This window comes from Paenibacillus sp. FSL A5-0031 (assembly GCF_001956295.1).
GTDB lineage: Bacteria > Bacillota > Bacilli > Paenibacillales > Paenibacillaceae > Pristimantibacillus.
In genome coordinates, this window is record NZ_MRTD01000008.1 from 102,643 (window position 1) to 124,886 (window position 22,244).

18 protein-coding genes and 1 riboswitch are annotated in these 22,244 nt (G+C 36.6%); of the genes, 2 read left to right on the top strand and 16 right to left on the bottom strand.

What is annotated here, in order from left to right; translation table 11 throughout:
* Window positions 1-132: 132 nt before the first annotated feature.
* Both BK120_RS15770 and BK120_RS15775 read right to left on the bottom strand, forming a co-directional pair.
* Window positions 133-1,317 carry an acyltransferase family protein gene (locus BK120_RS15770; RefSeq protein ID WP_076268450.1) on the bottom strand — a complete coding sequence of 395 codons (1,185 nt, stop codon included), beginning with the start codon at window positions 1,315-1,317 and terminating at the stop codon, window positions 133-135.
* Window positions 1,318-1,411: 94 nt separating this feature from the next.
* Complete coding sequence (locus BK120_RS15775) at window positions 1,412-1,951, bottom strand: VanZ family protein (RefSeq protein WP_076268451.1); 540 nt, start codon at window positions 1,949-1,951, stop codon at window positions 1,412-1,414.
* Between the two features lie 293 nt (window positions 1,952-2,244).
* Between BK120_RS15775 and BK120_RS35960 the strand changes: the two genes are divergently transcribed.
* Window positions 2,245-2,376 carry a hypothetical protein gene (locus tag BK120_RS35960; RefSeq protein ID WP_256710911.1) on the top strand — a complete coding sequence of 44 codons (132 nt, stop codon included), beginning with the start codon at window positions 2,245-2,247 and terminating at the stop codon, window positions 2,374-2,376.
* Here the strand turns inward: BK120_RS35960 and BK120_RS36415 are convergent.
* On the bottom strand, window positions 2,369-2,608 hold the full coding sequence (locus BK120_RS36415) for an aspartyl-phosphate phosphatase Spo0E family protein (RefSeq protein WP_372238999.1): 240 nt from the start codon (window positions 2,606-2,608) through the stop codon (window positions 2,369-2,371). The two genes, BK120_RS35960 and BK120_RS36415, sit on opposite strands and share 8 nt — an antisense overlap.
* Window positions 2,604-4,109, bottom strand: a complete 1,506-nt coding sequence (locus BK120_RS15785; RefSeq protein WP_076268452.1) for an alpha/beta fold hydrolase — start codon at window positions 4,107-4,109, stop codon at window positions 2,604-2,606. Before BK120_RS15785 ends, BK120_RS36415 begins: the two co-directional genes overlap by 5 nt.
* Before the next feature lie 151 nt (window positions 4,110-4,260).
* Here BK120_RS15785 and BK120_RS15790 point away from each other — a divergent pair, with 151 nt between their 5' ends.
* Entirely contained in the window at window positions 4,261-9,408 is a 5,148-nt protein-coding gene (locus BK120_RS15790) for an S-layer homology domain-containing protein (protein WP_076268453.1), read from the top strand.
* A gap of 97 nt (window positions 9,409-9,505) precedes the next feature.
* Here BK120_RS15790 and BK120_RS15795 read toward each other — a convergent pair whose 3' ends face one another.
* The 12 genes from BK120_RS15795 to BK120_RS15850 form a co-directional block, all read right to left on the bottom strand.
* On the bottom strand, window positions 9,506-10,465 hold the full coding sequence (locus BK120_RS15795) for a copper amine oxidase N-terminal domain-containing protein (protein WP_076268454.1): 960 nt from the start codon (window positions 10,463-10,465) through the stop codon (window positions 9,506-9,508).
* A gap of 24 nt (window positions 10,466-10,489) precedes the next feature.
* Window positions 10,490-11,224, bottom strand: a complete 735-nt coding sequence (locus tag BK120_RS15800) for a hypothetical protein (protein ID WP_076268455.1) — start codon at window positions 11,222-11,224, stop codon at window positions 10,490-10,492.
* Window positions 11,225-11,579: 355 nt separating this feature from the next.
* Window positions 11,580-11,664, bottom strand: a riboswitch (cyclic di-GMP riboswitch).
* Between the two features lie 128 nt (window positions 11,665-11,792).
* Complete coding sequence (locus BK120_RS15805) at window positions 11,793-13,331, bottom strand: lipopolysaccharide biosynthesis protein (RefSeq protein WP_076268456.1); 1,539 nt, start codon at window positions 13,329-13,331, stop codon at window positions 11,793-11,795.
* Between the two features lie 36 nt (window positions 13,332-13,367).
* Entirely contained in the window at window positions 13,368-14,171 is an 804-nt protein-coding gene (locus BK120_RS15810; protein WP_256710912.1) for a glycosyltransferase family 32 protein, read from the bottom strand.
* 246 nt (window positions 14,172-14,417) lie between these two features.
* Complete coding sequence (locus BK120_RS15815; protein ID WP_076268458.1) at window positions 14,418-15,512, bottom strand: EpsG family protein; 1,095 nt, start codon at window positions 15,510-15,512, stop codon at window positions 14,418-14,420.
* Between the two features lie 84 nt (window positions 15,513-15,596).
* Window positions 15,597-16,550 carry a glycosyltransferase gene (locus BK120_RS15820; protein WP_076268459.1) on the bottom strand — a complete coding sequence of 318 codons (954 nt, stop codon included), beginning with the start codon at window positions 16,548-16,550 and terminating at the stop codon, window positions 15,597-15,599.
* Between the two features lie 32 nt (window positions 16,551-16,582).
* Window positions 16,583-17,398, bottom strand: a complete 816-nt coding sequence (locus BK120_RS15825) for a glycosyltransferase family A protein (protein WP_083682043.1) — start codon at window positions 17,396-17,398, stop codon at window positions 16,583-16,585.
* On the bottom strand, window positions 17,395-18,096 hold the full coding sequence (locus BK120_RS15830) for a DUF1919 domain-containing protein (protein WP_083682045.1): 702 nt from the start codon (window positions 18,094-18,096) through the stop codon (window positions 17,395-17,397). Before BK120_RS15830 ends, BK120_RS15825 begins: the two co-directional genes overlap by 4 nt.
* On the bottom strand, window positions 18,086-19,303 hold the full coding sequence (locus BK120_RS15835; protein ID WP_076268461.1) for a glycosyltransferase family 4 protein: 1,218 nt from the start codon (window positions 19,301-19,303) through the stop codon (window positions 18,086-18,088). Before BK120_RS15835 ends, BK120_RS15830 begins: the two co-directional genes overlap by 11 nt.
* Window positions 19,304-19,411: 108 nt before the next feature.
* A complete protein-coding gene (locus BK120_RS15840) occupies window positions 19,412-20,374 on the bottom strand; it encodes an NAD(P)-dependent oxidoreductase (protein ID WP_076268462.1) in 963 nt (320 codons plus the stop codon).
* Entirely contained in the window at window positions 20,371-21,351 is a 981-nt protein-coding gene (locus BK120_RS15845) for an acyltransferase family protein (protein ID WP_076268463.1), read from the bottom strand. Before BK120_RS15845 ends, BK120_RS15840 begins: the two co-directional genes overlap by 4 nt.
* Window positions 21,352-21,378: 27 nt before the next feature.
* A complete protein-coding gene (locus tag BK120_RS15850) occupies window positions 21,379-22,206 on the bottom strand; it encodes an aldolase/citrate lyase family protein (protein WP_076268464.1) in 828 nt (275 codons plus the stop codon).
* Window positions 22,207-22,244: the final 38 nt, after the last annotated feature.

Sequence of the window (22,244 nt, forward strand, 5' to 3'; positions counted from 1 at the left end):
GATGGGTGCATTCCCTCCAAAACATTACATCGAACATCAGGCTTTTCCTTCGACATCAGTCACTTGCCTGCTTGCTCATAAAAAAGGAACGGCTCCCACTAAGGGAACCGCTCCTTCCTTATGCCCTATTGATTATGCACCGGTCGATACGCCATCACTGCCGCTTACAGCAGCCGTACTTGGCTTCTTGCCCCAGCCAGTAAGCCACTTGCCTAACCGAATGGATGGCAGCTCTATGAAATAGTAGCTTAGCGCCCCGGCTCCGAATGAAGCAACAAAGGCGAGTATCACAATAAACGTTGTTTCCAGCTCGCCATTCAGCAGATGGATGAGCGACAACAGGATGATCATATGATACAAATAGAGACTGTATGAGATTTTACCTAAAAACAATAACGGCTTTCGCTGCAGCTGCCTCGATAAACGAACGGATGATAGCGCTGTAATAATGAAGATCGAAGCGCCGATAGCCGTCATCCAATCGCCGCTGTGCGGCATGAGCATGTCATGGAAGTCCTCGCCATAACCGATCCATTTGAACGAATAGAAGCACAATCCGATAATAAGCATCAGCATAACCCGCCAACCATGCAACCGTGAAAATGCTGACTTCAGCTCTTTCTGATATTTGGCCAACAGCGCCCCTATAATGAAGAAAGAGGCATAATGCAGCGAGATCACAAAGTTTGTCATATATTTCGTTTCAAAATTTTCAAGCATAATTTCAGCGCCAATGGATAAGACGAGTGCCAGCGGCAGCCCTACCTTCCAGCTGCTTTTTACAATAATGAACATAATAAACGGGAACAATAACGAGATACGCATTTCATGAACGAGCGTCCACAAAATCGGATCATACCTCGTCGTATTGTAGTTTCCTACAAACAGCAAATGATGAATAATTGAGGTCACATTAGGGGGGATCACCCACAGATTGTTATAATAGCTCGTCAAATTCGTCAGCTTCGATACATAGACGATTTCCCTCATTAATATGGCGATCAGTAATGCGACGAGAAAAGGAATGTAAATACGGCAAATCCGCTTAATTACATATTTTGAATAGGATTGCTGGCGGTTGCTGAAAAACGGCAAGGAAAGTACAAACCCGCTGAGCAGAAAAAACATAATGACCGCTTCATGACCGCCCCATATCGCATGCAGCGGTGTGTATTTAAACAGGTTTAGCGGGTAATCAAAAAAGCTGAGGTCCGACGTATTTTGCGCAATAGGCGCAAATACCAATAAGAAATGACCAATCATTACGGCTAATGCCGCCAATCCCCTAAGTGAATCTAATTCCTCATAGCGCTGCAAGCTGCAATTCCCCCACATTTACCGAATCTATACAATGTCAAAGACGATTATAATGGATAGCAGCCTGCTTTGTCCGCAACTATTTTTGCATCACTTACAAACGGTATTGAGATCTATTCCTTGACCTTGAACGCCACAGCTTCACCAATCCTAAAATACACAAGCAGATAAGTAGTCCCGCACATCCCCCTACAAAATCAAGAACGACATCAGTTGCGTTACCTGTACGCTCATCAGAGCCTAATTGATTCCACTCATCCATAGCCGGGACAGCAATGGCAACCATCAGCGTAAGTATAATGGAAAGGAACCAGCGTCCGCGGGTCAGTGCTCGCAGGAACATAAACATCAACGCAGCAAAAGTCGCATACACAAACAAATGCGCGCCCTTTCGAAACAAAAATTCGATAAAGCTATAAGGCCGATCATGTGAATTAACGATGCTCGTTCGATAGGTAATCGTAACATCCGGCAGCCATCTCACGAGCTGATCGTATGTAAAGTGACTGCGCAAAAACGGCTGAATACTTTGTTGCTCATAGGTTTGGGATGAAAATAGGAATAAAAGCCCAAGCCACCCTACTAATAATAGCCCCCACAGAATAGTCGGCTTCCATCTAGCAGGTCTATACATATTCAATTGCACCTCCTGTAAAGCAACCAGCTTCCAATTTATTATCCCTCTATCATACTTGAAAAAAACACCCAAACAAAATGCGAGCATAGGAGTGCTAAAATAGGCATGCCAAAGAACGGCTTGCTCGTAAAAGCGAAGCAGCCGGCGGCGCTGAAATTTTTAACTGAAAAATAAAGAAATATAATCCATCAATTATCAATATAAATGATATAAAAGTCCTATTTCAATATAGTCAATAAGCCTAAAGTTTGGTATTATAACTAAAAAGAAGTGAAATGAGGGCGATAGACATGTCTAGTTATTTAATGTTTACTGAGCTATCAACGCCATTGAAATGGTTTGGAATTCGGATTTTCAAGGATGAGAACGGCAGCTACTGGTATAAATACAAACAAAATAAACGTAAACGTATTTTTAAATAGAGCTATCGTCATCTAATAGTGCACGTGATGCACAATTTTCCTCATTCATGCAGCCTCTCTCAAATCTTACGCAATCATAGCAATTAAGAACAAGATCAAGCGCCCTGCTTGCTCCCAACACTTCATCAGCTTGATAAGACTGGCACACTAATAGCTTATCGATCATTTCCTGCCGCAGCAGCTCAATCGTCTGCTCTAGCTTTATTTTGTGTAGAACAGTATCTCTATTAATGGTCCCTCACCTCTCCCTGAGCATGCGTATTACGAACGGTATCACCATTTAGTTCCTCGCTATACATATTGCTGATCCTTCTCATTACTTGACTAGCCGCTGCAAAATCGCCATCTTTTTTATAGCTATCCGCGAGTGATTCAACAAGTCCCAGCAGCATGTATTCCAGCCTGCTTCGTTCCTGAACCGCCCAATTATCGTACAAGCCTGCGAGCATTTCTTCTACAGGATAGACAAGCAATTCTTTAATAAGAATAAATTTCCTTAGCGCTCTTTTCTCCATATGAGCTTCTTCAAGCGACTGAATCCATTTCAGCAAATCACACACGACAACCGCGTTCAGCTTAACATGGCTGCGATTAGCAACAATCGGATTCGTCCCCGCCGTATCGAACAATCCCTTTAAATGAGAAAGACTAACTCGCAGCAAATTACTTGCTTTGCTAATCTCTGCAAGTGGCCATAACGCATCGCATAACTTTTCTCTGGTCGGATTCGGGTAAAACATTAAATAAACAAGCAATCTCTTCGCATTACGCTGCTGCCAGCCACTCGGTAATTCCTGGCCATTAATAAATACACGAAACGACCCAATTAGCTTGACCTCGAGCAGCACATCCTTGCTTGGAGTACTCTTATAGGCATCGCCAAACATTTTAATCGCATCGATTCTCATTAACCCAAGCAGCGGATCTCCGACATTAGTGCTCTCCGTGCCACTTAAAGGGTTGGAGAGGAAATCTAATATCTTCTGAGCGGCATAGGTCTGATTATCTATAAACACCAAGCTAGCTGCATCAGGCACCGTTACCGAGAACGCATTCGGAATAAACTGCGCCGTAATCTTCGACATATAGGATGGATATATCGTATCTTTGTCCCCCGCCATAACGAGGCAAGGCTTATTAATTGCGGATAAGTCATCCAAAGGATTCTCGGCTGCAAAGAGCTCAATTAATTTAAAGTACACATCCATGTCGCACTGCAAGTACGCCTCTTTTACCCATCTTGTCTCTTCCCTATCCTGAGGCAGACAGGTTACTAAACTAGCCATCTGCTCCGCCAGTGCAGCTGCCACACCGTTCTCAGCATAGCTCCGGCGCAGCTCAACCGAACGCTCCATTGCCTCCGGAGGATAAAACCCAATCGTCGAAATAAGAACAAACGACTTCACTCGCTCTGGGCGGCTCATTCCATACCTTGCAGCAAGATTACCGCCAAGTCCATGACCGACCAAATGTGCTTCCGTTATGCTATATAAGTGGAAAATGTCATCAAGATCATTGCAAAGCAGCTCCCATGTTAACTGAGAACCATCATGTGATCGCTCCCCATGCCCGCGCAAATCATACCGTACAACATGATACCGTTCAGTTAGCACAGCAGCCAGCGGCTCCCACACACGAGCATTTAGACCTAAACCGTGTAAGAGTACTACAACTTCAGCATCAGGATCAGAAGTGCACTGATTGAATTGGTAGAACAAATTAAATATGTCCATAGTCCCCCTACATTACCACTACTGTATGATTTTAGGTTAGTCTGTAATGCTAGTGTAATGCAAATTTTAGTACTATGGTAGTGGCTTTGCTAGTGAAATGAGTCATTTTTTTACATTTTACAACAAATTCTTGTAAGGGGAGACAAAAAACATGCAAAACAAGATGTTCAAAAGCGGCTTTCTGCTGCTGATGACAATGCTGCTTGCTTTGGGTAATGCTTTTACCGTTATGGCAGCAAGCTCTGTAGAAATCATCTCGACGACTACACAGCAGGACGGCACCAAAAATGTCGTACTAAATAGTACAATCGATGTTGAGAAAGAAGATTTCGGAGCAATGATGGGTGGAAAATCCATCGAGTTTACGTTGATCGATGCCGAGGATAAAAAAGTCGGTAGTGCTATCACAAAACAAATCCAGGAGAATGAGGTTACGGTTTCTGGTTCGACGTATTCCATCCCCTTCTCTGGACTGGAATTTTCCAGTCTGAAGCCTGGCGCATCCTATACACTAAAAGCGGCTTTCCACAGTAATGTAAAGCCTCTTGCATGGGAGCAAACCGTAAACATTTTACCTTCTAGCTACAGCTTCAAGATTGAGCGCACGCCGAAAGGCGAAACCAAATCCACTATGGCCATCAATGACACAATTCGTTCGGATGACGATAAAGTTATGGTAACGCTGCTTGATGAATATGGTAAGCCGGTTGCCGGGAAGCAAGTTAGCGTCCTTAACCATGCTACCCATACAACGAATGCTGAGGGGCAGTTCCCTTTAATCGGCTCCTCTATTATCCAACCAAATTATTTCAACCCGGTACTCTTCTTACAGGTCGATCAAAATAAAGATACCTACACAGTTGGTACCGTCTATCTTCAAGACGTTCTAGATAATCGCTATCCGAATTATAAAGTAACTGAGCTGCGCTATTTGGATAAGAACAGTAAGCTGTTCCAAGGAACCAACATCCGCGGTTGGTTTAGTAATAGCCAAGGAGACCGCGCAGAATTCTCTGCCCCAAGCGTTATGGTAGCCTTGACGAATGGAAAGTTCGGCAATTATCAAGTAATGATTAAACCGCAATCCAACACAGATACCTATTTGTACAGCTTGAGCAATGAAGAGCTCACGCCTGCAACAGGTGAGCAGCGCAAAACGACTATCCTCAACGCGGCTGCATACAGCAAGCAATCTTTCGCTTATAGCTGGAACAATGAACCTGTAGGAGTAGAATCGCTTAGCCTCATTAATAACAGCGGCTTTAAGCAGGTTTACTATCAAAAAGACGATACTCTTGCAAATGTAGATTCACTCTATATTGCAAAAGGAACTGCCTACCAATTCATTGCTACCCTTAATCTCCCTAATGGCGATAAAGCGGTTGTGAAGGATTTGCTTAAAACGAATGAGGCATCACATACATTTGCAAATCAACTGAATAAAGATAACTTTTCTGCACTCAGCATCGCTGCTGATTATAAAACCGCAGCTGACATTACCGCACTGCGTATTGCTTATTTAAATGACAGATACAACTATCAAGAACAGACCATAAATCTTGCAAGCAATAATCAGCTTTATGTAGAGAAGAATAAGCAAATTTATAAGCTGAACGCTGCGATTAACAGCAATCGAGATGAGGCTATTCTCGACTCCTACTTTACACCGACGGATAATAATTATTCCTACAAATCCGGTAAAAGCATTAACACAGAGATAACTGCAGGCGTAGAAAAGAGAAACATTTTGGAGGAGCGTACCGAGCTTATCTTAGGTGAAACGTTCAAGCTCAAAGCACTACTAAAAGATGAAAATGGTCAAACCATTGACCGTAGAAGTGATCTCAAAATACTCGTCTCGAAAAACAATGCATCGTACCTGGAGTATAACTACCTGAGCTGGTCTAGTGACAAGCAAAACGGTAAATTGACTCAAGTATATAATAACGAATTCCGTCCTACGGAAACGGGAAATTATATAGTTAAAATTATGCAAAGAAGTAATCAAGAAAATTGGATTGAACGCAGCAGCACTGGCTTTACTGTTGGACCAAAGCATGAATTCGACTTAGAAATTCGCGATCAGAATGGCAACCTTGTAGATATGGTTAACAAGCCTTATCTCACATCTGATATTGTTGAGAAATTATCCATTACTGTTCGTGAACATAAATCCGGTATGGTCGGAGATCCCGTTGAAGGTGTGTCCCTCTTCTTATATGGCCAAGAACATACAAGCAAGTCAGATGCTAACGGCATTATAACTTTATCAAAAATTTATGCCGGTGGTCACAATGATCTCACATTCAGCAAAACTGGCTATTTGGACAAAACCATTGATCTCATGGCTATTAATTCAGAGAAGCAAGCTGTCATCCGTGTTTCTGGGCTCGATAAGCGTGAAGAAAGCGATAAGCTGAATGTAGTTGGTGGAGTGCCAATGAAGAATGCTACCGTATTTGCTACTATTCAGTCTGGTGATACCGTTCAAAAACAACAAGATTATCTTAATGAAGATGAAACGGTAAGCTATTTGATTGTTCCATCACCATCAACCGTAAACTTGGATTTTGTTCGCAGTGTTAATATGAGCAGCAGCAATAGCGGTTCACCTTTTGGCTATTATATGCTGGGCTCCGTGAAGACCGAACCAGGCAAAGACTACAATGTTGTACTCGATGCAAGGCAACCTCTTCAGCAGGTGTCTACCGTCAATTTAACCAAACAAATGGACGAAGTAACGATTGCACGCAAAGAACTCTCTGGTGTCGAATATCTACCTTACCTCATCGACGATAACCAAGGAGAAAACAACCGTTTCTATGCAACAAAGGGAACTTATAACGTAGTAGCAAGAACCATGGAAGGCAATATCATTTATTTGGAAAATGTTGAGCTGAACCAAGATGTGAATACACTTGATATTCCAACCCAATCAAGCTCCCTCGCCCGAGTAAAGGTGCTTGGAGACGCAACAATTAATTCTGTAGCCTATATTACAGATAAGCAAACCAAACTAAGCGGATATGTACATTTTGAGGAAAACTTCGTTAATTTGACGCCGGGCAACGTAGCCGTTTCCATTAATGGATTTGACGGTTCGAAGCAATATCAATATGATGTGCGTTTGACGAAGGATGATTTAAAGGCGGGTACACAAAAAGAAATCACAACTTCCGCTCTTAAAGGAATTGATATTTTCGGTCTCGATCAATCCGGAAAAATTATGCTTCCTGTAGATCAACGCTGGATTAAACTCGGACTGGTTAATGAGAATGGCAATGAAGTACAGCTGTACAGTACGCCAGAGCTTATTGTATTTAACAATAGCTGGAGCAAAAGCTCAAATAATATTTTGCCGGAGGCTTCAAAAATTGTCATTAAGAACAGCAGTGGAACAGTTGTTCAAGACAGTACAGAAAATGAATACCTTCCTCAGTGGATATATATTGAAGAGGACGGCGAGTATACAATAACCGCATCCGTGACAATGGAAGGTAAGACATTCACGTTAAATAAAACAATTAAAGTGAGCACTGTTGGTGAAGAAGTTACAGAACCGGAAACGAAACCAACTCCAGACACTGGACCTGGACCGGGAACTGGACCAGGAGTTATCCCAACACCATCTCCAACACCAGTAAATGTAGACAAAGGTTTACAAGATCTGCTAGAGAACAGCAAGACCGATAAAGACAAAGCTGACAAAGCAGCGGATCTCATTAACACTCTTGTTAACTCAGTAAAGGATGTCAAGGATAGCAAAGAAGCTGAAAAGTCTGTTCAGAATGTATCAGCAACGCTTGCTTCGGCATCTAAACTGCTTGAATCTATGCAAACAGCTAGTGAGAAAGCTAAAGTAGCGGCAACTATTACAGAGATGGTTAACAATACTAAATATGCTTTTGAACAAGTTGAGAATGGTCCGAAAGCGATCGAACTAGCTAAAGCTATCATCAAGGACACTGCTTCTGTTCTGAAAAACCTAGGTAACATAGATGCAGCACAGATCGATGCACTTAAAGATTCGCTTGTTTCACTTAGTAAAAAAGCAGTAGATAAAGCTGCAACCGTCACTCTGGATAACAAGGATGTCAAAGTAGATGGCAATGCGCTTACGACAACGCTTGATGCGAAGAAAATCGGACAACAGCTAGAAACAACGAAAAAAGCTTTGGATGAAACGATGAGAGACCTTACAGGCGCAGTCGGAGCAGACAAAGCAACGAGCATCAATCCAGTTGTAACCATTAATATTCCAAAACAAAGCGAGAACGTCACTAAACTCGCTGCTGAGCTGCCTTCTGAGATTTACCAAGCTGTGAAGGATAGCGGTCTTGCGGGACTTAAGCTCTCAATGGGCAACGTCGGCTTCACTGTTGAACCAGAAACATTCGGAAACGTAGCTAGCGGCCAAACGATCTCACTAGCAGCAGAAGTCGTGCATAATTTAACCGTAACTGCTCCAACATCAGCTAAGCAAGTAGCAAACATACCTGTTATGGAGTTTAATGCATCGGTAGATGGCAAGAAGGTAGAAGCATTCAACAAACCAATTCCAGTAACATTTGATGTATCCAATATTGATACGACTAAATACTCGGAAGCGGATCTAGCAAACCTTACCGTTTACTTGTTAAATGAAAAAACGTTAACTTGGGAGCCTGTAGGCGGACTTTATGATCCGATTACAAAAACCGTTAACGTAAATCGTGGACATTTCAGTAAATACACAGTTATGAAGGCTGGCCAAACGTTCACAGATATCGCAACAACACACTGGGCAGCGACAGCTGTAAATAGCCTTCTTAACAAAGGTGTACTTGATCAAACGACTACATTTAGTCCAAGCAAAAAAGTAACACGCGAGCAATTCGCTGCATGGCTCGTTCGCTCTTACGGTCTTGATGGCACTGGCCTGAGCCTCCCATTCAAAGACGTAGCTAAGGACAGCGTGTATTACGATGAAATCGCTGTGGCTTACGAACAAGGCCTGATTCAAGGTAAATCGGCAACTGCTTTTGAACCTAAAGCAGAAATTACACGTCAAGAAATTGCTACACTCTTATCCAGAGCACTTACAACTTTCAACAGCAAGAAATTAACTAGCGCAAGCACTGAACAGCTTAAAGGCTTCAAGGACAGCTCATCTATTGCCAGCTGGGCAAAAGATGGCGTTGCACTTCTTAAGCAGCAGAAGCTAGTAACAGGCTACCAAGACGGTACTTATAAGCCGAACCAAACCACGACCAAAGCGGAAGCGGCAGCACTTATCTACCGCATTTACACGGGTCAATAACACAAACTAAAGAGGCAGTAGAGAAGTCAATTAGACTTCACTACTGCCTCTTTTCTGTTCTTTTAGGCTAATTAAAACTATATGTATAGAAGCAATACTACATCAAACCTTCTGCAATAGCTCTTCCTGCTTCAAGCTCTTTGTTAAAAGCTTCTCTGTAAGAAGCAAGAACGTCTGTGCTATACCCATTCGTCGTCAGCTTAGCTTTCGTATCGGTCATGATAACTTCAAATTTTGCAGAGCAATTGTCTACTTCTTGAAGTCCTTTAGCTTTAAGCTGAGCTTGAACCGTCTTATCCGTTGCCGCTACATACTGCAGTCCAATATCCATTAGAGTTACCTTGCAGCTTTCTTTCAGCGCAGCGAGCTTGTTCTCTGCTTCTGCCGTAATTTGCTCATAAGTCGGTTTAACTGGTACGCCACCACCGCCGGCATTACCCGTACCGCCTGTACCACCTGAGCCTCCAGTTCCACCACCCGTGCCTGGAAGAACGACTCCGCCGCCACCTTGCTCAGCTCGATATGCCGCTGACTCACCGCTAACTGTTTTCGTCACCGGATCGTAGCTAATCTGCGTGCCTACTGATTCTGACAAGAAACGAATGGGCACATAGATCGAGCCTTTATAGGCGTAGAGGGATTGACCAGCCGGCAATGCCTTCGTCTTTCCATTAAACACAAGAGTTGCATTAACTGGCTGTATCGCAATTGTAACGCTCGTTTGCGGCTTCTGGCTGCCCGTAGCGGCACTCTGCAATTGTTTCTTCAGCGCAGCAAGCTCTTTCTCTGTTGGCTCGGAGATCGTTGCTTTAGCCCCATCCCAATTCACTGTTTTTAGCAGCGCGTAAGAAATATAACGAATCGGTACGTATGTACTTCCTTGATGAATAAATGAATATTGTCCATCGGGCAGTTTAAGCGCTTGTCCATCAAATTGCAGCTTAATGGGCTGTGTCTTTGTCTTAATCGTTTCGGTTGCTGCGGATGCAGCCGTTGCAAGTACGGATGACAACATCATTACAACCAGAAAAATAGATAGAATACGTGACTTTTTCATAGAGCCTCCTCAGAATAGTAAAGCTTACTTGTTTAGCGAGCTTGCAATTACTGCAAGCGCATTGGCTCTAGCACCAGCCTTCGCACTCTCGTATTGCGCGCTCCAATCCGGAAAGCTTTGCTCACCTAGATCGGCTGCTTTATACTCGCTCTTGGCATTGCTTATTAATTGATTGAACCTGGCATCACAATCGGCTTCCGCAGAAAATACCTTATTCAGGTATTTACTTTGAATAGTAGCAAGCGTGGCTTCTTCATCCCCGCTAAGCTCTTTCGCTATCTGCTTAACCAAGCTATTGCTGGTTGCTTGACACGAAGATTTCAGTTTTTCCAGCTTTGCTGTAACCGATGCATCAATCTCTTTTTTCTTCTGGGACTTATTTTCGGAGTTTGTAGATCCCTTATCCGGCTTTTGTCCCTTGTCTACATTATTAGACGCTTCATCTGGCGGCAAAGTTGCGCTCGGACTAGGTTTTAGGACTTCATCTGGCTGCGTCGTTGGAACTAGATCAGGCTCTTGTGATGGAGTAGCATCAGGTTCTGAAGTCTGACCTGTCTGATTAGAAGGTTGTTCATCTGGCTGCTCCGTAATATTCGGCGAGTCTTGTCCTGTATTACTATCTGCAGCTTCTTCAATACGCCCATTCAGTTCATCTACCTGATTTAACTTCGAATAGAGACTCATGCTTCCATAAATGACAATACCGATAACAACGAGAGCACCTGCAATAATCATTAGTGTTTTGTTCGTTTTTTTCATTGTTTTGGTTTCATATGAGCCACTAAAGAAGCAATGATTGCATATGAATCTCCTTCTTAGATTTTAAAATAAAAAAGCTGACGCTTCATAGTGACGGGGCGTCAGCTTGCGGATATAGCGTTTTCAGATCTGTTAACGACGCCCTACGTGCTAGTTCATGAGACAGCTGCTAGTTTATTTTTGTGATAAACAATCCTCAAATAAATCTCCATGCGCTTTTTCTCATCTAAGCAATCTTCCCACAGCAATTCATTGAATCCCATACAGAGCTGATGCCATTCACGTACAACGTTTGCGCGCATGAACATAATAATAACCTCCATGTTTCCACATAAACCACGCGGGAGGCACGATATTCGGTAGCTGGCTGGCAGTCTTTTAAAAGATAAGCCCCTGTAGCTTTGCGTCACCACTTTTCAATGGTTTTGCCTTTATCGTGTGGTTATGCGGTTGTTTTGTTTAATGGTATGGTAACAAAATTGTTGGGAAATGTATATGATACACTAATCTACACTATCTAAGGCTAATTAGTTCTTGCTGTGCAAAATTCGTATTTTTCTTAGTCTCATCAGTTTCCGCTATTACCTCTTTTATCTCTTTCTATTATTGATGTTATTCCCCTATATAGCTTTGTTATTGTAACTTTCATAGTATTTCTTTCAAATACAAAACCAAAAACTAATACAACCACACCAACCCATATTGATACTATAATCGCAGCTAGGAACCACTCCATTAAATTATGTGGATTTAACGGGATCCAAATAAGAAAAGGAGCAACTGCAAAACCGCCAATTACAAATATTCTTAATATTCTTATGAATGTATTTTTAAACCCAATATCTGTAATTCTCTTTATATAAAATAAATCTATAGATCTATATACTAAGCCTATTATACTACCAATAAGAGCACCAATTAATCCAAAGTAGATTACTAAGATAGTAGATGCCACAAGTGTAATAACAGCTTCTAATATTGCCCTATTCCTTGTTTCCTTATAATGACCAGCTGCATTAATAATAGTACTCTGAGGTAACTTCCAATTATTTAGAATTCCAATAATTATAAATAAATATAAGATTAATGGATCGACGTAGTTTACATCAGTAATATTCTTAGTATAGATTTCTATGAAAGGAATGCCCAAGATTAATACACAAGAATATACAAAAGTTATAATATTGTAAAATGCGAATTCATACTGAGAATACGTTTTTTTTAATTTGATGTGATCTTTTTGAGCAATTATCTGCCCGAAACCTGCTGTAAACCCACTATTAAATACACCTACTATCATATTAATGCCCCAAAATATCATCGAGTATATTGAGTAGACACTAACATCTTCCAATGTACAAATTAGTGTGAGTAAAATTACAGGAGATCCAAATACCACCATAGCAGAGATTTGATGAAGTAATACATCATATCTTTTAGAGATTGCAGAATTATCCGGCTTTACATTAAGATCAATATATTTATATTTAGATTTTGTATAAAGTTTAATAATTAACATTTGGAACAAGCTAGCTACTGTTGAAAATAAGTATACTAATGAAATATTTAAGTTTAGTTTTACTAAAACAAGAATGATAACTGTGTTAATACATAAATAAATTATTCGAGTAAACGAAATAACATAATTATATTGCGATGCTGTAATAAGCACATTATACTTAGAAATCGTAAATAAATTAATAACATTAGGAACGCCAAGTGCTAAAATCAGCAACATTACTTCATATCGATTTATATCATCACTCACAACAAATAATGGATATATTATCATCATTGAAACAACTAAAACAGAAAAATATACTCCTGTTTCATAATAAGACTTTTTCGCAGCTGATAATATACTATTTATCTTTAAAATATTATTTTCCACAATAGGCTGGTACAGCGCAAATGTAAGTGCCCCACCCAACCCCATTTCAATAATATATAAATATCCAATGAATTGGGCAATAGATGCTCTAAGTCCATTTAGCGAAGAACCATATGTATCAATTATTAATACAGGAATAATTAATCCAATAATAAACGTAACAATTTGCAATATGAAAGATGCAAATGTATTAAGTATTGCTTTTTTCGTTCGCATAATATAATCCTTCCTAAAATGACACCAGCATACTTATTAGAAAAACCGACGTTTAAGTTTCCTATATGCAGTATCCCCTATTGCAAACTTAATAACATTAACTATTAATGCTATTTGTTTACCAAATAGTTTCCAAATAATACTTTTTTTTCTATTTTTTTCTTTTTCACTGTGCCATGAACCCGCGAAATAATGAATTGTGTGCGTTTCGTTAGAGATATCTGTATCATTACTATTCCAATTAAGTGGGCAAAAAACAGTTTTCGGATAAATTGTGTAACCATTCACAATCTGATAATTATTATCTTTAATAAATCCATATTTCAAACATATATCTGTAATTATCTTGACATTTGTAGTAGTATCCAAACTTCCATCTTGCCTTACAAATCCCCTTTGACTATAATAGTCTAAAAAAATATTAATTATTTCATTGCCTTTTGTCGAACCAATAACACCTGTTGTTATACTTTGATGATCTTCGAATCCTGAAAACGCTTCATTATTTAAGAATTGGTCTAAAGGCTTTATTACTTCGACATCAGTATCTAAATAGATACCTCCATAGTTATATAAAGCATATAATCTAACATAATCAGAAACAAAAGCGAATTTTTTACTTTCATATGCTTGCATAACATATAGATTAGAGTTCACATTAAAATTATTTTCGTCCCACCTAATTATCTCATAGTCTGGCATATAAGTTTTCCAACTGTTTATACACTTTATTGCGAGTTCTGGTAATGGATTATTACCAAACCAACAATAATGTATTACTTTTGGAATTTTCATCTCTGTTGATGCACACATATTGGCCTCCTGATAGAGTTTATTCAAATATTTTATTGGATTATCCCTTAAACTGTGAGCATGTCACTTCACTTTTATATAGACAAATTACTGAAATCCGTATTCCCCCAAAAAATGTAGCATTGATTAGAGATTGTACTTATTTAGAAAAAAATAAAGCCAGAGTCTATGCAACTCTATTTTTTTCACATAGCACTTTCGTACCAATTCACCTAGTCTGAACAACTATAAACCAATGAAAGCTGCAATAATTCTTGCATTGTAAATTAGAATTTAATATTGAAAAAATTTATATGGCATCTGCCCTTGTGAGGAATTATTCAATCCACCATAAAATAAGTATATACCTAAAATTATGATCATTAATATACTAATAAATGAAAATGTTTTAGTTCTACTTATCATCGCAAATAATAGAATTTGAAAAACAGTTGCATACGTTGCTATTCGTCCGGCGAACATATACATATATCCCAAAATTGACATTAATAATCCCAAAAAGCTTACAGCTATAATTTGTTTTTGAAAAATATTGTCTTCATATTTATATTCATTCTTCAAATAAAGAAAAATTGCAAACAAAAATATTCCCAACCTTGCTAAAAATAATAGACCAAAATTCCCATTGGTTGAACCTATTTCATTAATATAGTATCCATAGTTCTCAATAGTGGAGGAGATACCAGTTATATTTAATATTTTACCTGAAAATATTAGAGATAAAATAATTATCAAAGCATAAATAATTGGTAACTTCTTCATAAAAAACATATGAATCGGTATGAATAATAAACAGATTATAGCGGAATTATGGATACTAAAAGCAATAATAATAAATGCAATAAATACACCATACTTCGATCTAATTAAGTACCTAAAGGCAAAGAAGATTATAGCAATAGCTAACCATTGCCTTGAAATATTATATGTCTCAAAATAAAACATTGTAATATAACAAAAAACTGAAAGAGCAAAGTTCATTCTCTCCCGAAAAATCCAACACGTACTAATTATCAAACTGTTAGTTAATAGTGCAATGCTAAAAAGTACATAGTGTGGTTCATTTAAAACAAACATAAGTAACCTAATCAATATCTGAAATCCTTGCTCCGTATATTGATAAAATAATTCACCCGAATACGATATACTTGTGCTCTCGATTATTTGAAGATACGCCCACGTATCTTTTCCAACCATCGAGCCTCTTAGACCAGCTACTATAGACAAGGTCAAAACAACAAACATAATCATATATCTTGCAAATAATTTTCTATTGGAGAACTGAGCCAAGAGAGAAAAGATCACACAAAAAAACAAAATACCACTATAAAAAATTGCGGAATAAGGAAAAGAAACTATAAAATTCAAAATCTATTCTCTCCTAACAGTCTTTTACAAACCATATCATTTATAATAATCCTTAATTGAGATACTTTTTTAAAATACATAAATTTATTTTAAAATATCATTCATAAACCTATATGCATTTTTATTAACAATAAATATAAAAGATTTAATTTTATTTTTAACGGTCTTTGATTTTCCAAATAAAAATCTTTTTTTATATAACTTAGAATACTCTTTACTATATAAATTCCCATGATGGATTGCATGCAAAAACAACTTACCTAAATTATCATTTAATAAAATTCTTAATTGTTTGTCATCTAATTGACGATAAATATCATCCAATTCATTACAAGTATTGATCAAATCAATTCCATTTTTCGATAAATCTTTTTTTGTAGTTATGGAGCCTTCTCTTATAATATAGTTATAAAATTTGAAATTTAAATACATTACTCTTGAGGCTTTTATAAACACTCTAGGAGTCCATTGTTCATCCTCATGATATATACCTTTTTTGAAAAATAAATAATTATCTATAAGAAAGTTACGTTTATATAAGTTCAACCAAGTAGCCATATGCATACTATTTCTTAATAATTGTTGCTTTAAAAATTCTTTTCCTGTCATAACTCTATCTAATGAGATATCATTGTGCTCTAGATAAGAGATTGAACTACCTTCTATTCTGATCGCGTCTCCTATAACAATATCCAGATCCTTTTCAATGGCCGATGAATACAATGTCACACATGCCTCTTTATTTACATAGTCGTCTGAGTCTATAAATAGAATATATTCTCCTCTCGACTCCTTCAGTCCATAATTTCGTGCATCTGAAAGTCCACCATTTGTTTTGTGAACAACTTTAACTCTTGGATCTATTCGTGCATACTCATCACACATTTGAGGGCACTTATCCGTGCTACCATCATTTATTAATATAATCTCAATACCATTTAAGGACTGATTTAGTATACTTTCAACACAGCGCTGCAAATCATTTTCTACATTGTACACTGGAACAATAACTGATATTTTTATGTCTATTACATTCAACCTCCAAAAAAAGCATTAAAACCTAAATTTACTCAATCGGCTTTCGTAATAATACTTCTTCTTCCATCAAGCATATACTTAATAGCTTCTTTCAATCCTGTATCATTTTTATATAATGAATATTTTCTAATAGCAAATTGTATAATTAAAAATATACTCCATTTATTTGATAAAAGCTTAAAAAAAACGCCTTTATCAAAAAAGTACTTTTTATTATAACCATTAAACCAAGTAGATGACTCTTGTTTAACAATCCCTATTTGAGAAGCACTCGTATATATTTTTAAGCCTTTCTTTAAACAGTCGTTTATAAACAGTGTATCTTCTCCACTACTATATTTTGCTCCTCCACCAAAAAGTAGAGAAAAATATACATTAGCTTTAATAACGCTTTCTCTTCTAAATGCAATTCTGACGGCTCCATATCTCATAAAGTTTGTATAATTAACTCGATGTTCTTTTTTATTATTCAAACTTCCAACCCTATTCATGTTAAGGGATGGCACATTAAACATTATGATATCTGCGTTTGGATTATTTTCAAAAGCTTCAATTATTAATGTTCCATATCCATCATTATAAATTACATCATCATCAGCCAATAAGCATATGTCTGCATTTGATCTCATTAATGCATTGTTTCTGCTGAGACCGATACCTCGTTCATTAAATGAATACATTTTCACTTGCATGTTCTCGTCTTCATACTCACTATATTCATTCCTGCTACATTGATTTATTATTATTGTATTTGACTTAAGATTCATTTTATCGATAATTGAAAAATCATTTTGATGCATTGTTGAGACCAAAACTTGTAATTTCATTTTAGTATCTAAACCTTTCATTTATTAACTCCTGTATTTATCCAATTAACAAAATCGAAGTATTTCTCAAAATATCTGTTCCCACTAAAATCGCTATATCTTGTTATTACGCCAACTTCATTTTCTTTTTCAAAACCAGGAACATAACACATAAAATCATACTTAAGGACTGGACGATGAGTGTAAAATACTTTTGGATAGTTTATCTTAGAATATCTATCAATTATCTCATCTGTACAATTATCCTTATCTGACATCACTACAAACATATTTTCAAAATTTATGCGCTTTTTCCTCTCATTCCACTTGATTTCAGCATCTTCAAAACTTTTATAATGTACAAAATGAATTTTTATATCATCAATCTTACCTATTGGGTAACCTTTAATTTGACCAAAGTCATACTCTTCACCATCTGCTATTTCTAAAAACTCAAGTTTTGAATTAAGATAGTGTTCCATATTTTCAAGAAAACTTATGAAGCTTTCTGAATCCATACTTAAATTTATTGTAGGAGATAAAAACTTTTTCCCTAATGAGCTATACATTATCCCTCCTATGCAATTGCTGGATATAATGGTGAAATTATCATTTTTTAATCGGCTTCTGAAACTTAGCTCTCTCTTTTTCCGAAAAAAAGGCTCCGATATCATCCTAAATAATTTAGTTTTTATCCTAAAGACTAGTTTCATAACGTCACTCCAAATCTCAATTATCATCTACCAAGCTTTTAATCAGATTTACAATTTCAGCATATGTCTTACTTCTATCAAACTTACTTTCAGCGAATAATCTGTTATTCAGACCCATTTCTTTTCTTAAATCTTTATTATTAATTAGCTCCTCTAATTTATTTGCTACATCCAGTGAATTTTCGCATTCACAGTTTAAGCCAATTTTTAGACTTTCAATATAATTACGATATTCTAGACTTTCTTGAGTGTTTACAACAGGAATACCTGCGGCTGCATAATCGCCTACTTTATTAATTATACTAGAAGCAGTACCTTTAATTATTGGATTGACTCCTATATCACATAAAATTAGTTTACGGACCATATCCTCATACAACATCATTCCTGTAAACTCATAAGATATATCAAGTTCATTTGCATATTTTTCAAAAAAAGTTCGCTTTGGCCCATCACCAATTACTATAAATTTAATATTATAAATGTCTCGCTCTTTTAAAATCTTTAATGCTTCCGATACCGTATTTATATCATAGCTATTTCCAAGAGTACCAATGTATACAATCCAGATTTCGTTTTTCGGTTTAAAGAGTCCTTTTTGTTGTTTTGAATAAGAATCAAATCTCACTAAATCTGTACCTAAGAATACACTTAGCCCACATTCTAATGATTTATTTACAGATAGGGCTCTGTTAACATATGTTTCAGAAACAGCAACAACAGCATTAGCATTCTTGAAAACCTTATTCGCTGACATTTCCATCGGCTTAAACAATAAATCACTAATCAGTGGTAATTTAAACACCATTTTAAATGCTTCAGGCCATAAATCTTGTATATCGATTACAAAAGGTATTTTATTATTAGCAGAGAATTTCGCTACTTTATTTCCAATTGAAATTGGTGGAAATGGGCAGTATATTAAATCTGGCTTTTTGCGTTTTTTCAAATACTTTATTATATTTCCTGCAATAACTTTATTACTATGTATTCTTTTCAAACTAACATTTTTAGAGTATCCCGGTTCATATATTAATGTTGCCTTATATCCCACGCCTTTAATACTATCGCCATCAAAGGTACGTTGTTTTTTTGTTTTATGATAAAAAGTTGAAGCGATTATCTCTACTTTAAAGCCCGCCTCGACAAGTTTTTCAGCAAGATAAGTATACCTACTATTTCCGGATTCACCAGGGAATTGACAATAATTAGTTACTAATAATATATCCTTCATTAATTCCTATCACCATATTTCTATAATAATTTTCTTAATATTCAATCGATATGGTTTCCTAAAATGTCAATATACATTCTGCGCTATTGCTCTATTAATAAGGTAGCTTTAAACATTTTTTTTACTTTTCAACTCATTTAGTAATGGCATGTTTTCTTTAAATGCCTTTATATTTCTGTAAATCAATTCAAACATTCTAATAGGCGTATTATCAGATATAAACGAATTATGCGGTGTTATTAAAACTCGAGGAATATCCCAAAGTATACTCTGTTTTTCAAGTGGTTCCATCTCAAAAACATCAAGAGCTACTCCTCTTAATTTCCCCTTTTCAAGATGAGCTATTAAATCTTCTTCATTAATAATTCCACCTCGAGATACATTTACTAATACAGCATCGTCTTTCATTGAATTTAACATCTCGTAATTTATTATATGTTTAGACTTGTCTGTTAATGGTAATGTTAGGACAACAATGTCGCATTGACCTACATGCAAATTCAATTCATTAACCGTTTTACATTCATCAAAATATTCCTTTTTATTGCCACTATTATCAAAACCCATTACGTTACATCCAAATACCTTAAGGCGTTTTGCCACTTCAATACCTACACTGCCTGTTCCAATAATACCTACTATCTTTCCATTTAGTTCAAGCAGATTTCTATTTTTCATCCACTCAGATCGCCTTTGAGCTTCTTCGAAATACCGTGTGTTTTTATATATTTCAAGTATTTTGACAATTACCCATTCAGCCATTGGGATACTATAAATACCTTTAGCATTAGCAAGTTGTATATCATGATTTTCAATGTAATTGAGTGGAATCTTATCAAGCCCAGCACTTGTTAGTTGTATGAATTTCAGTCCATTGAATTGAGCTATGTCGTTGTTCATGAACAAACCATTACAGACTATAATGTTTATATCTGAAAGTTCAATATTCAAAGCGTTTTTATTAATTGATAATCTCTCATCCTGAACTAATACAACCTTACACCCTAAAGATATTAATTGGTTTATTTGTGAATCTGTATATTGATATGCCCCTGTAAGCAAAAGATTCATTGGCTACTCCTTGTTATTTTCTCTGGAAAGTATTTACTTATAATTTTTTCTATTATTTCTATTATCTTTCTCGAAATAACATGTAAAATAAAAGCTACTAAAAGAATAGTGAATGTTATTAATACCCAATTAAGTGGAAACGGCAGAAATGTTAGTTTCGGTATTATCACATATTGGACTACGTAAATCTCAAGTGTAATTTTGGCTAAAAAACTTATAATAGTATTAAACTTAGGAGGAAGGGAATTTAATTTATCTTCGATACCAGCAAAACATCTTAATACGTAATATAGTAAAACCACTAACACAATTTGGTTTAATATTTGATATGAACTTAAACTACTAATTTTCACAAAAACGAGTTTCGATGAAAAATACAGAATACATATCACTACTAATGCTAGCCAATTTAACAAGTTATTTTTATTTACATATATTTGAATATTTTTCCGGAAATATGCCCCTAAAAGCATAGACTGAAAAAACAAGAAACGTATAAATGGCTCTCGCACATTATCAATATGATATGAAGTTTTATCATAAATAAATATAAATAATAAAATTTCAATAATAAACAACGCTAACATTATTTTTGGTATATTTTCTTCCAATATTCTTATTTTCATTACTATATAAAAAGCTACATATAACACGATGATTGAGGCAACAAAATGATAATATGTTGGGTATAAGTAATAATCAGCTAGAGACCAATTGTCTAAACTATAGAAGCCTAATGCAATATAAAGTGTTGTAATTATCCAAACAATTGGAAAAATCCTAATAATACGTTTACTATACCATCTTAGGAATGTCTGCTTAATATTTACCAAGCAATAACCGGAAACCGCAAAGAAAATCACATCTCCAAGCAAGCCTCCATTCGCAATTAAATCTGTTGGATATACCCCTGTATAATGTGAATTTGTTATCATAATTGCAGCCATCGCTTTAAGAACTGTAATAAAAACGAACATTCTAAGCCCCCTGCTTTATATCTCTTGTTATACTGCCACTATATTGTTTCCCATGTTAAGCACTATTTCTTTAACTTTGATATTATTATTTACAAAAAAGGTATTTGACTCATACATTAGTTTATTTTCAAATTGCCTAATTTCATTAATGCCTTCTTCAAATACCTTTCTAATTTCATCAACACTTTCACTACCATCGGTATAGCAGAAACTTCTAGAAAGTATAGCCATACTAGACCCTACTCTATAATGTTCTGCAATTACATATTCTCCTGGAAGCAAACCTTGACCAAGTCGGGCAATTCCACCAAAGCCATATTGAATACCTTTTGTTTTAAACTTTTTACAAAGCATATCCACTGTACCATCCGTTACAAGTTCAAACATGAACTTCATCCCATATCCTAGATGTAAATCATTAAGTCCAATGTGCGCTAAATCAATACCCTTTACGTTTAAAATTTCATCGATTCTTTCAACCGCTTCAGGTGTCTCGAACAACAAACAAGTCTTAGCCCTCCCATTCACAAACTTTATAAACTTCATGACTTCTTGCTTTGTTTTAAAAAACGGAAGCATAACAATATCGGCTCCATCATTTATAACTCTATTAATTTCAACCTCTGAGCCCTCAAAAATTGGATTAACCCTAACTAAAAGTTCAGCTTTAGTTAGCATATTCTTAATTCTCTTTATATCCTCTATTTTATGACGAGAAATTACTGTGTCCAGATGCCCTTGTCGATCCTCCTTTCCATTTATCTCTAAATCGATAAATACCCAGTCTACACCGCTTTCTTCGGCTACTCTAGCAATCTTCTCTTTGTTTGTTATATACATCAACTTTAAAGCCAAAATTAATTCAACTCATTTCCATTTTTATTTGGCCTTAC